The 12,456-nt window shown below is 38.8% G+C and carries 9 protein-coding genes and 1 pseudogene; 8 read left to right on the forward strand and 2 right to left on the reverse strand.

Translation table 11 applies throughout. From position 1 onward, the window contains the following. Positions 1-286: 286 nt before the first annotated feature. Genes glgB through WKI23_RS03825 form a run of 6 tightly spaced genes read left to right on the forward strand, consistent with a single transcriptional unit; the run spans position 287 to position 7,733 of the window. A complete protein-coding gene (glgB, locus tag WKI23_RS03800; protein ID WP_368079001.1) occupies positions 287-2,215 on the forward strand; it encodes a 1,4-alpha-glucan branching protein GlgB in 1,929 nt (642 codons plus the stop codon). Then, positions 2,205-3,347 (forward strand): glucose-1-phosphate adenylyltransferase, encoded by a 1,143-nt coding sequence (locus WKI23_RS03805; protein ID WP_368079002.1) that lies wholly within the window; start codon positions 2,205-2,207, stop codon positions 3,345-3,347. The genes glgB and WKI23_RS03805 overlap by 11 nt, the downstream gene beginning before the upstream one ends. Continuing rightward, a complete protein-coding gene (gene glgD, locus WKI23_RS03810; RefSeq protein WP_368079003.1) occupies positions 3,337-4,476 on the forward strand; it encodes a glucose-1-phosphate adenylyltransferase subunit GlgD in 1,140 nt (379 codons plus the stop codon). The genes WKI23_RS03805 and glgD overlap by 11 nt, the downstream gene beginning before the upstream one ends. Next, complete coding sequence (gene glgA / locus WKI23_RS03815) at positions 4,473-5,906, forward strand: glycogen synthase GlgA (RefSeq protein WP_368079004.1); 1,434 nt, start codon at positions 4,473-4,475, stop codon at positions 5,904-5,906. Before glgD ends, glgA begins: the two co-directional genes overlap by 4 nt. Before the next feature lie 58 nt (positions 5,907-5,964). Then, on the forward strand, positions 5,965-6,621 hold the full coding sequence (gene serB, locus WKI23_RS03820) for a phosphoserine phosphatase SerB (protein ID WP_368079005.1): 657 nt from the start codon (positions 5,965-5,967) through the stop codon (positions 6,619-6,621). Continuing rightward, positions 6,618-7,733, forward strand: a complete 1,116-nt coding sequence (locus tag WKI23_RS03825; RefSeq protein ID WP_368079006.1) for a glycerate kinase — start codon at positions 6,618-6,620, stop codon at positions 7,731-7,733. Before serB ends, WKI23_RS03825 begins: the two co-directional genes overlap by 4 nt. Here WKI23_RS03825 and WKI23_RS03830 read toward each other — a convergent pair. Beyond that, positions 7,730-8,176, reverse strand: a complete 447-nt coding sequence (locus tag WKI23_RS03830; RefSeq protein WP_368079007.1) for a DUF1694 domain-containing protein — start codon at positions 8,174-8,176, stop codon at positions 7,730-7,732. The genes WKI23_RS03825 and WKI23_RS03830 overlap by 4 nt on opposite strands. Positions 8,177-8,339: 163 nt before the next feature. On the opposite strand from WKI23_RS03830, the gene eno reads away from it, so the two are divergent. After that, positions 8,340-9,644 carry a surface-displayed alpha-enolase gene (eno, locus tag WKI23_RS03835; protein ID WP_000022821.1) on the forward strand — a complete coding sequence of 435 codons (1,305 nt, stop codon included), beginning with the start codon at positions 8,340-8,342 and terminating at the stop codon, positions 9,642-9,644. 137 nt (positions 9,645-9,781) lie between these two features. Here eno and WKI23_RS03840 read toward each other — a convergent pair. Next, positions 9,782-10,131 (reverse strand): annotated as a pseudogene (locus WKI23_RS03840) (tyrosine-type recombinase/integrase). Between the two features lie 337 nt (positions 10,132-10,468). Here WKI23_RS03840 and WKI23_RS03845 point away from each other — a divergent pair. Next, entirely contained in the window at positions 10,469-11,734 is a 1,266-nt protein-coding gene (locus WKI23_RS03845; RefSeq protein WP_368079008.1) for a hypothetical protein, read from the forward strand. Positions 11,735-12,456: the final 722 nt, after the last annotated feature.

The following is a 12,456-nucleotide window of genomic DNA, read 5'->3' on the forward strand; positions in this document are numbered from 1 at the left end:
CTTTCATCAAACGTGTAAAATCAGGAAATTATTTTCCTGGTTTTATTTTTTGCTATAAAAAAATAATATTGGTAGCAAAAATACGAACTTTTTGGTATTATAGTAGAGAAAAGAAAGGCGTTTTCACATTTTTTTGAAAAAATATTGCTTTACAATTGAACGAGAAAGTGAACTTTTTGTAGATTTTCAAAATAATTTTAAAGAAGTATAGTAATTTACTTGAATCTTCTCTAAAAAGGTAGTATAATAAAAACATAGAAAACGCTTACAGAAAAGGGGAGGTATTATGGATAAAAGAGAAGCTTTGCGCACCTTTATGACAGGAGAAAATTTTCACCTTCAGCATTATCTAGGAGCACATAGGGAAGAGCTAAATGGAGAGTATGGTTATACATTTCGTGTATGGGCTCCCAATGCTCAGGCTGTCCACTTGGTGGGGGATTTTACCAACTGGATTGAGGGTCAGATTCCAATGGTAAGAAATGACTTTGGGGTCTGGGAAGTCTTTACCAACATGGCTCAAGAAGGGCATATTTACAAATATCATGTCACACGTCAAAATGGTCATCAACTGATGAAGATTGACCCTTTTGCTGTCAGATATGAGGCGCGTCCAGGAACAGGGGCAATCGTAACAGAGCTTCCAGAAAAGAAATGGAAGGATGGACTTTGGCTGGCACGAAGAAAACGTTGGGGCTTTGCTGAACGTCCTGTCAATATCTATGAAGTTCACGCTGGCTCATGGAAAAGAAATCCTGATGGTAGTCCCTATAGTTTTGCCCAGCTCAAGGATGAACTTATCCCTTACCTAGTTGAGATGAACTATACTCATATTGAGTTTATGCCTTTGATGTCCCACCCTCTCGGTTTGAGTTGGGGTTATCAGCTCATGGGGTACTTCGCTTTAGAGCATGCTTATGGCCGACCAGAGGAGTTTCAAGATTTTGTCGAGGAGTGTCATATCCATAATATTGGGGTTATCGTAGACTGGGTACCTGGTCACTTTACCATCAACGATGATGCCTTAGCCTATTATGATGGGACACCGACTTTTGAATACCAAGACCATAATAAGGCTCATAACTATGGTTGGGGTGCCCTTAATTTTGACCTTGGAAAAAATGAAGTTCAGTCCTTCTTGATTTCTTGTATTAAGCATTGGATTGATGTCTATCATTTGGATGGTATTCGTGTGGATGCAGTTAGCAATATGCTTTATTTAGACTATGATGATGCTCCATGGACACCTAATAAAGATGGGGGAAATCTCAACTATGAAGGTTATTATTTCCTTCAACGCTTGAATGAGATTATTAAGTTAGAATATCCAGATGTGATGATGATTGCAGAAGAAAGTTCGTCTGCAACCAAGATTACGGGGACGAAAGAGCTAGGTGGTCTAGGATTTGACTACAAATGGAATATGGGCTGGATGAATGATATCCTCCGTTTCTACGAAGAAGATCCGATTTATCGTAAATATGACTTTAATTTGGTGACTTTCAGCTTTATGTATGTTTTCAATGAAAACTATCTCTTGCCATTCTCGCACGATGAAGTGGTTCATGGTAAGAAGAGTATGATGCATAAGATGTGGGGAGATCGTTACAATCAATTCGCAGGCTTACGCAATCTCTACACTTACCAAATTTGTCACCCTGGTAAGAAATTGCTCTTCATGGGTAGCGAATACGGTCAATTCCTAGAATGGAAATCTGAAGAACAACTAGAATGGTCTAACCTAGAAGACCCAATGAATGCTAAGATGAAGTATTTCACTTCTCAGCTAAACCAGTTTTACAAAGACAACCGCTGTCTGTGGGAAATTGATACCAGCTATGATGGCATTGAAATCATCGATGCGGATAATCGAGACCAGAGTGTTCTTTCCTTCATCCGTAAGGGTAAGAAGGGCGACATGCTAGTCTGCGTCTTTAATATGGCACCTGTTGAACGGAAAGATTTTACAATCGGACTACCCGTTGCAGGAATTTACGAAGAAGTATGGAATACTGAGTTGGAAGAGTGGGGAGGCGTTTGGAAAGAACATAATCAAACTGTTCAAACGCAAGAAGGATTATGGAAAGATTATGAGCAGACCTTAACCTTTACCCTACCGGCTATGGGAGCTAGTGTATGGAAAATCAAACGCCGCTTGAAACCTACTAAAACCGTCACAAGTAAAAACCAAAAAGGAGTAGAAAATGAAGAATGAAATGTTAGCTTTGATTCTTGCTGGTGGGCAAGGAACTCGTCTCGGTAAACTCACTCAAAGCATCGCAAAACCAGCTGTGCAATTTGGTGGGCGCTACCGTATCATTGACTTTGCCCTATCAAACTGTGCCAACTCAGGGATTCATAATGTTGGGGTCATTACACAGTATCAACCTCTTGCTCTCAACAACCATATAGGGAATGGTTCAAGCTGGGGACTAGATGGTATCAATTCTGGTGTCTCTATTCTTCAACCTTATTCTGCCAGTGAAGGAAATCGTTGGTTCGAAGGGACTAGTCACGCTATTTACCAAAATATCGACTATATCGACAGTGTCAATCCTGAGTATGTCTTGATTTTATCTGGGGACCACATCTACAAAATGGACTATGATGATATGCTCCAGTCTCACAAGGATAATAATGCCAGCTTGACAGTAGCAGTTTTAGACGTCTCTCTTAAAGAAGCAAGCCGTTTTGGTATCATGAACACAGATGCTAACAATCGTATTGTTGAATTTGAAGAAAAACCAGCTCAACCTAAATCTACAAAAGCTTCTATGGGAATCTACATTTTTGATTGGCAACGCCTTCGTAATATGTTAGTCGCTGCTGAAAAGAGCAATGTAGATATGTCAGACTTTGGTAAAAATGTCATTCCGAATTACCTTGAGTCAGGTGAAAGTGTTTATGCTTACGAATTTAGTGGTTATTGGAAAGATGTTGGTACGATTGAGTCACTTTGGGAAGCCAACATGGAGTACATTTCTCCAGAGAATGCCTTGGATAGTCGTAACCGTCAATGGAAGATTTACTCAAGAAACTTGATTTCACCACCAAACTTCCTTGGTGCAAATGCTGATGTGGAAGATTCCTTGGTTGTCGATGGCTGTTTTGTCGATGGAACTGTTAAACATTCTATCCTTTCAACAGGCGCGCAAGTTCGCGAAGGAGCGGAAGTTGTTGATTCAGTTATCATGAGTGGAGCTATCATTGGTCAAGGAGCTAAGATTAAACGTGCCATTATTGGTGAAGGTGCGATTATTTCTGACGGTGTCGAAATTGATGGAACAGATGAAGTACAAGTTGTAGGATATGATGAAGTAGTGGGGGTAGCAACAGATGAAGATTGATAAATATTCTGCCATTTTAGGAAATACAGTTGGTTTTCATGATATGTCGACATTGACGGACCACCGTCCAGTAGCAAGTTTGCCATTTGGTGGGAAATATCGTTTGATTGACTTCCCGCTCTCAAGTCTTGCCAATGCTGGTGTTCGCAGCGTCTTTGGTATTTTCCAGCAGGATAATATCAGCTCAGTCTTTGACCATATTCGTTCAGGACGCGAGTGGGGCTTATCAACCCTTCTTAGCCATTACTACCTAGGAATTTACAATACCCGTGTGGAAAGTAGTACAGTTGGAAAAGAATATTACCAACAGTTGCTCACTTATTTAAAACGCTCTGGCTCAAACCAAACGGTTGCCCTCAACTGCGATGTCTTGATTAACATTGATTTGAACCAAGTTTTCCACCTACATAGTACAACAAAAGGGCCTATCACTGTAGTTTATAAAAAACTAGCTAAGAAAGATGTTTCAGAAGTAAACGCAATCTTGGAAGTGGATGAAACAGACCATGTTCGTTCTCATAAACTCTTTGATAGCAAGTCAACAGATGAAACGTTCAACATGTCCACGGATATCTTTGTCGTTGATACACCGTGGTTGATTGAACGCTTGGAAGAAGAAGCTAAAAAAGAACATCCAGAGAAATTGCGCTATGTTTTACGGGATTTGGCTGCAAAAGAAGGAGCTTTTGCCTACGAGTACACAGGTTATCTGGCAAATATTCACTCTGTAGAGTCTTATTATCAAGCAAATATTGATATGCTTGAATCGCAAAAATTCTATTCTCTTTTCTCACCAAACCAAAAGATTTATACAAAGGTCAAAAACGAAGAGCCAACTTACTATGCCAATACATCTAAGGTAAGTACTTCTCAGTTTGCTTCTGGTAGTATCATTGAAGGTCAAGTGGCTAATTCTGTTCTATCACGTAATATTCATGTTCACAAGGATAGCTTGGTTAAAGATAGCCTACTCTTCCCTCGTGTTGTTATTGGAGAAGGAGCTCAGGTCGAATATGCTATCTTGGACAAGGGTGTTGAAGTTGAGCCTGGTGTTGTGATTCGAGGAACGGCAGAACATCCAGTTGTCGTTAAGAAAGGTAGCAAAGTAACAGAGGATATTCATTCATGAAAATTTTATTTGTAGCAGCAGAGGGTGCACCCTTTTCAAAAACAGGTGGTTTGGGAGACGTCATTGGCGCTCTTCCTAAATCACTGGTAAAAGCTGGGCACGAAGTTGCAGTGATTTTACCCTACTATGACATGGTAGAGGCTAAATTTGGAAATCAAATTGAAGATGTTCTTCATTTTGAGGTGAGCGTCGGTTGGCGCAGACAGTACTGTGGGATTAAGAAAACCGTCTTAAACGGTGTAACCTTCTACTTTATTGACAGCCAATATTATTTCTTCCGTGGTCATGTTTACGGTGATTTTGATGACGGAGAACGCTTTGCCTTTTTCCAACTGGCTGCTATTGAGGCTATGGAAAGGATTGACTTTATTCCTGATCTTCTCCATGCTCATGACTACCATACAGCCATGATTCCTTTCTTGTTAAAGGAAAAATACCGTTGGATTCAAGCCTATCAAGGAATTAAAACTGTTTTAACTATTCATAATTTGGAATTCCAAGGACAATTTTCAGAAGGAATGTTATGGGATTTGTTTGGAGTTGGCTTTGAACGTTACGCTGATGGTACCCTTCGATGGAACAACTGTCTGAACTGGATGAAGGCTGGTATTCTTTATGCTGACCGTGTTTCAACCGTTTCACCTAGTTATGCTCATGAAATTATGACCAGTCAGTTCGGATGTAACTTGGATCAGATTCTTCGAATGGAGTCTGGCAAGGTATCTGGTATCGTGAACGGGATTGATGCTGACCTTTATAATCCTCAGACGGATGCTCTTTTAGACTATCATTTTAATCAGGAAGATTTGTCTGGGAAAGCCCAAAACAAGGCAAAATTACAAGAAAGAGTTGGCTTGCCAGTTAGAGCTGACGTTCCACTGGTGGGAATTGTTTCTCGTTTGACACGTCAAAAAGGTTTTGATGTCGTAGTCGAAAGTTTGCATCGCTTCTTACAGGAAGATGTTCAAATAGTTCTTTTAGGAACAGGCGATCCTGCCTTTGAGCACTCTTTCTCATGGTTTGCTCAAGTTTATCCTGACAAGCTATCAGCAAATATTACTTTTGATGTCCAACTTGCTCAAGAAATCTACGCTGCTTGTGACCTCTTCCTCATGCCGAGTCGTTTTGAACCGTGTGGTTTGTCTCAAATGATGGCTATGCGTTATGGAACCTTGCCATTGGTTCATGAAGTTGGTGGTTTGCGAGATACTGTCCGCGCTTTCAATCCAATCGAAGGAAGCGGTACTGGTTTTAGCTTTGATAATCTATCTCCTTATTGGTTAAATTGGACTTTCCAAACAGCATTGGACTTGTACAGAAACCATCCTGACGTTTGGAGAAACTTACAAAAACAAGCTATGGAGTGTGATTTCTCATGGGATACAGCCTGCAAATCATACCTTGACTTATACCATAGTTTAATTAACTAATAGATAAAATCGTATGATGACTTCATACGATTTTTAGGCTATCTAGAGAGGAGAACTGATGTCTCAAGTAAAAGGCTTGTGTGTCATGGATGTTGATGGGACCTTAATCCTAGAGGAAGTGATTGATTTGTTGGGAAGAGAGGTAGATCGTGAGGAGGAAATTTCGCAGATTACAAGTCGGGCAATGCGAGGAGAGTTGGACTTTGAAAGCAGTTTACGAAAAAGAGTTGCTTTATTAAAAGGTCTTCCTGTTTCGGTCTTTGAGAAAGTTTTTAACTCTATTCATTTAACGCCAAATGCACATGAATTCATTTCTATTCTCCAAAAGAATGGCATCCTAGTTGGTTTGGTGTCCGGTGGATTTACACCAATAGTTGAGAGATTAGCTAAATCCCTTGGCATTACCTATTTCTCTGCCAACCAACTTGAAGTTAAAGACGGTCTTCTAACAGGAAAATTAGTTGGAGCAATTATAAGCCCTGAACTCAAAAAAGCAACTCTGGAACAATGGAGAAAGGAACTCAAACTCCCTAAAGAAAGAACAGTTGCAATCGGTGATGGGGCCAATGATCTATTGATGTTGAAATCAGCAGGACTGGGAATTGCTTTTTGTGCTAAAGAAGTGCTGAAAAAAGAAATACCACATCATGTTGACAAGAGGGATTTTTTAGAAGTTCTTCCTTTGATTGACTGTTTAGAACGAGGGAAAATATGAAGATTGTAATTGCGCCAGATTCGTTTAAAGAAAGCTTAAGCGCACAGAAAGTTGCTGAAGCTATTAAAAGAGGCTTCCAACAATCAATAGCAGATGTAGACTGTCTCCTCTGCCCTGTTGGTGATGGTGGAGAAGGTACTGTTGATGCTATTCGGCATTCTATTAACCTTGAAGAAAAATGGATCCAAGTGACAGGCCCTTTTGGACAAAAAGAAGCCATGCACTATTTTCAAAAAGGGGAACTGGCACTATTTGAAGTAGCTGATTTGGTTGGCCTTGGAAAAATTCCGATAGAGAAACGAAATCCACTTCAAATCCAAACTTGTGGTATTGGAGAGTTGATTCGTCATCTCATTGCTCAAGGGATTAAAGATATCTATATCGGTGTTGGTGGCACGGCCAGTAATGACGGAGGACTGGGGATCGCTGCGGGTTTAGGTTATCTATTTTATGATAGGGATGGAAATGTCTTGCCGGCTTGCGGTCAATCCTTACTAAAATTAGCTTCTGTTTCAACAGAAAATTGCTATAAAATTCCTGAAGATGTTCACATTCGTATTTTAGCAGATGTCGTGAGTCCCTTATGTGGACACAAAGGTGCGACCTACACTTTTGGAAAGCAAAAAGGCCTAGACCCTACTATGTTTGAGGCAGTAGATCAGGCAATACAAGATTTTTATGAAAAAGTCTCCCCTACAACATTGGAACTGAAAGGAGCAGGAGCTGGTGGAGGCATTGCTGGCGGTTTGTGTGCCTTTGCTCAGGCAAGTATCGTATCTGGAATTGACACCTGCCTAGACTTGATTGACTTTGATAAGAAAGTTTCAGATGCTGATTTGGTTATCGTTGGTGAAGGAAGACTAGATCGTCAAAGTTTAGCAGGGAAAGCGCCTATAGGTGTTGCAAAAAGAACCCCTGTCGGAGTTCCTGTTATTGCTATTTGCGGTAGTCTCTCTGAAGATTTACCTTCCCTACCATTTGAAAATATCCAAGCTACCTTTTCTATTTTGGAGAAAAGTGAACCACTAGAAGATAGTTTGAAAAATGCCAGTCTCTATTTGGAGCATACGGCCACCAATATTGGACATTTATTAAAGATGCCTAAGATTTAGCCAAACCATTTCTTCCAGATGGATGTTTTGGCAGGTTCTTCCTTTTTACCTTCCCAAAGTTTTGGAAAAGCAAGTCGAAGGTCTTTTTCTTCTACTTGCACTGGTGCATTGGTGTGAATAACCAAACCGAAAGGAGAAGAAGTATGTTCTTCAGATACTATAGTAGCTTGACTATTGGTTTCTTTGGCTTCTTTCAAGTAGAAAACTTGCTTGTCAAATTCGATAATTGGTGAAATCTTCACAAATAGTGGCTCAGCCTTTTCCTGAAGGTCTTCTAAAATAGATAAAAATCCATTTTCTAATTGAGAGCTATTTGCCGTATCAATATCTGCATATCCAAGAACTCTTTCCTCAAAAGTACCAAGATATCGTCTTTGCTCATCTGGATTTAATTTAGGCCCACCATGAGCTTTTTCAAGTAATTGTTTTGATAAATCTGTCATGAAAACAGTATATCATAAAAGTTAGAATAAAACAGACAAAAGAAAGCGATTACTTTATAAAGTTAAGGAAAATTTGCACAAAGATAACGTTTTTTCTTGAAAAAGGAGGGGTTTTAAGGTATTATAGAGGTGTAAAAAATTTAACTCATAAGGAGAGTAAAAAATGTCAATTATTACTGATGTTTACGCTCGCGAAGTCCTAGACTCACGCGGTAACCCAACACTTGAAGTAGAAGTTTACACTGAATCAGGTGCTTTCGGACGTGGTATGGTTCCATCAGGAGCTTCTACTGGTGAACACGAAGCAGTTGAACTTCGCGACGGTGACAAATCTCGTTACGGTGGTCTTGGTACACAAAAAGCTGTTGACAACGTAAACAACATCATTGCTGAAGCTATCATCGGCTACGATGTACGTGATCAACAAGCTATCGACCGTGCTATGATCGCACTTGACGGTACTCCTAACAAAGGTAAATTGGGTGCTAACGCAATCCTTGGTGTGTCTATCGCTGTAGCTCGTGCTGCTGCTGACTACCTTGAAATCCCACTTTACAGCTACCTTGGTGGATTCAACACTAAAGTTCTTCCAACTCCAATGATGAACATCATCAACGGTGGTTCTCACTCTGACGCTCCAATCGCTTTCCAAGAATTCATGATCGTACCTGCTGGTGCGCCATCATTCAAAGAAGCTCTTCGTTGGGGTGCTGAAATCTTCCACGCTCTTAAGAAAATCCTTAAATCTCGTGGTTTGGAAACAGCCGTAGGTGACGAAGGTGGATTCGCTCCTCGTTTCGAAGGAACTGAAGACGGTGTTGAAACTATCCTTGCTGCTATCGAAGCTGCTGGATATGTTCCAGGTAAAGACGTATTTATCGGATTTGACTGTGCTTCATCAGAATTCTACGATAAAGAACGTAAAGTTTACGACTACACTAAATTTGAAGGTGAAGGCGCTGCTGTACGTACTGCTGCAGAACAAATTGACTACCTTGAAGAATTGGTAAACAAATACCCAATCATCACTATTGAAGATGGTATGGATGAAAACGACTGGGACGGTTGGAAAGCTCTTACTGAACGTCTTGGTGGTAAAGTTCAATTGGTTGGTGACGACTTCTTCGTAACAAACACTTCTTACCTTGAAAAAGGTATTGCAGAAGGTGCTGCTAACTCAATCCTTATCAAAGTTAACCAAATCGGTACTCTTACTGAAACATTTGATGCTATCGAAATGGCTAAAGAAGCTGGTTACACTGCCGTTGTATCACACCGTTCAGGTGAAACTGAAGATTCAACAATCGCTGACATCGCAGTTGCAACTAACGCAGGACAAATCAAGACTGGTTCACTTTCACGTACAGACCGTATCGCTAAATACAACCAATTGCTTCGCATCGAAGACCAACTTGGTGAAGTAGCTGAATACCGTGGATTGAAATCATTCTACAACCTTAAAAAATAAAATAGTTCAGTGAACTATTTTATCCCGAACCTTGAAATTCAAAAGTTCGGCCGTTGATTTAACAACGTTTCTAGCCCCTCGGATTTTATCCGAAGGGCTATTTTTGTATTTAGGGGGCAAAAAAGGGGCAAAACTTTTTAAAAAATCTTTTTCATAACTTTATCCAGTACATTGATTGCTTCATCTTTCATGTTCTTTGTGACGTGGGTGTAGATGGAAGTAGTGACCTCAGAATCAGAATGACCAACTCTGTCCATGATTGTTTTTAGAGGGATTTTATTTTCTGCTAAAATGCTGATGGTAGTATGTCTGAAAATGTGAGGGGACAGACGTTTGGGAATTGCTTTTTTAGGCGTTCGTTTGCTCGCTGGAGAGATTTGCTTAGAATGGAACTATGGATTGGCTTACCGGTGTTTGTGACAAAGATGCGGTCGCTTTTATGCCAATTCTTATCGGTTGTTTCGCTTAGACGATTTAGTTCAATCATTTTGTCTAGTATCTCAATTTTAAGTAGGTAGTTCGAAAGTTTGCAAAAGTCTTAGTGCCGTCATCATCTGGAATGTATCGGTTGAATGTTGTATGTATGTCTAATGTCTTGCTATCTTTGTGATACTTGTCTGGCGTAGGAGCAGCCAATATCTCCAAACAATTGAGGAGGATAAAGTTTGATTAGTAGCTGACTAGTCTTTGTGTTATCTTACTATATCGTGCAGAAATATTTCTATGTACAAGGTTCTAATACTTATATTTTTGACAACAATATAAGAATATAGTATACTAAATAAGCAGTCATTTATTGTAGTGATAACGGTTAGGAGAAAATAGTGTTAAAACGTATTTTAAATATAGCATTAGCTTATGTCGGTGTTGTTATTGGTGCTGGATTATCTTCAGGCCAAGATTTAATGCAATACTTTGTTAGTTTTGGTAAATGGGGTATCATTGGAACGATTGTTCTTGGAATCATAAGTATTATTTTTGGTAAAATTATCATTACCTTAGGAAGCTATTTCCGTTCAAATGATCATTTTGAAGTTCTTTCCCAAATTGCCGGGCCTATTACTAATAAGATTCTTGATTTTGCTTTAATTGTTTCTTGTTTTGTAATTGGTTTTGTTATGATTGCAGGGGCTGGTTCAAACCTTAACCAACAATTTGGTTTGCCATTTTGGTTGGGAGGATTGATTTGTGCTATCTTAGTCATTATTGTCAGTTTTCTTAATTTTGAAAAGATTACCAGCGTTCTTGGGATATTTACTCCTTTGGTCTTTGTCATGATTATCATTATGGCAGTTCATACGTTCGTAGGGAGAAGTTTTGATTTTGAAGAATTAGAAGCAATCACAGCTACACTTTCTTCTCCGATGCCCAATGTCTGGGTTTCTTTACTAAATTATTTCGCACTAACTGTTATGACTGGTGTATCCATGGCATTTGTCTTAGGAGGTTCTGTCATGAGAATTGGTGTTGCGGAAAAAAGTGGTCTCTTAGGTGGACTTGTAGTTAGTTTGATTATTACCGTAGCAACTGGTATTTTATACGCCAATATAAAACTTGTTTCAACTGTTGATATCCCTATGTTAACAATTGCGGAGCAAATCCACCCTCTATTTTCTTTACTGTATGCTCTAATTATTTTTGGACTCATTTTTAATACAGCTTTCAGTTTATTTTATGCCTTGGCAAAACGTTTCTCTTCAAACAAACCTAAGCGCTTTTATCCTATTCTAATTGCTACGGTCGCTATAGGGTATGGTTTATCTTTTATGGGGTTTAAAGAATTGGTATCTATTATGTATCCTCTTTTAGGTTATGTCGGTTGTCTAATGCTGGTCATTTTAGCAGTGGCATGGATAAAAGAAAGAGGAAACATCAAAGGGGAAAAATCTTTAAGACGAAAGATGATTCGATTGATAACCAAAAAATATGACGATGAACAAGAATATACTATTAGCGATAAAGCGACATTTCACCAACTCGGTGAAGATTCTATTATAGATACCAAAAGTATCAAAAGTGATATCAAGGATTTGGTAAAAGAACAGTTTGTTGATGATGATGAAGAGCATAATGAAAATGTCTTATCTTAAATGATAATAAAACTGGCAAAATCTTTAAAATCAGAAAAGTGCATGTTATCAGGTGTCAAAAACACTTAATAATATGCCTTTTATTATAGAGATATTCATCTTATTCAAAAATTTCTTCAAACCATGTCAGTCTAATCTACAAATTCAAAACAGTGTCTTGAGCTGACCCGTTAGTTTGAGCTGTAACCTCAAAGCCCTGCTTTAAGCAAGCTGTGTCTAGCTTTTTAGTTTGCTATTTGATTTTGATTGAGTATTATTTCATATTCTCTTAAAAATTGAGTTTTTGCTATGCTTAGCTGTGCCTGCCTCTGAAGTATTTTTATTTTCATAAATAGACACTAAACATTAACTCGTCTATCTGCTAGTAGCTAGTCAGACAAAGACTGACTTATATATGGGGAAAATATTCTTTCAAGTGAGTTTTATCTTTATCCGGAACTAGAAAATAGCAATTATATCTACAAACTATATTCCATCGTGTGGAGGAGAGAGACTAGTTTGGATGATTAAGAATAACCTACTATTAAAAAATAGATCATTTTTTAATATGAGATAAAAATCGATATTAAAAGCATTTTATTTCTATTTTTTAACATTTCATTGTATAATAGCAATACACGAAAATGTCATGTGTCGTCAGGTTAATACTCTTAGAAAATCTTTTTAAACCACGTCAGGCTAATATACAGACTCAAAGTAGCCTACGGCTAGTTCCCTAGTTT

Origin of the sequence: Streptococcus pseudopneumoniae (genome assembly GCF_038148955.1) — a bacterium.
GTDB lineage: Bacteria > Bacillota > Bacilli > Lactobacillales > Streptococcaceae > Streptococcus > Streptococcus pseudopneumoniae_T.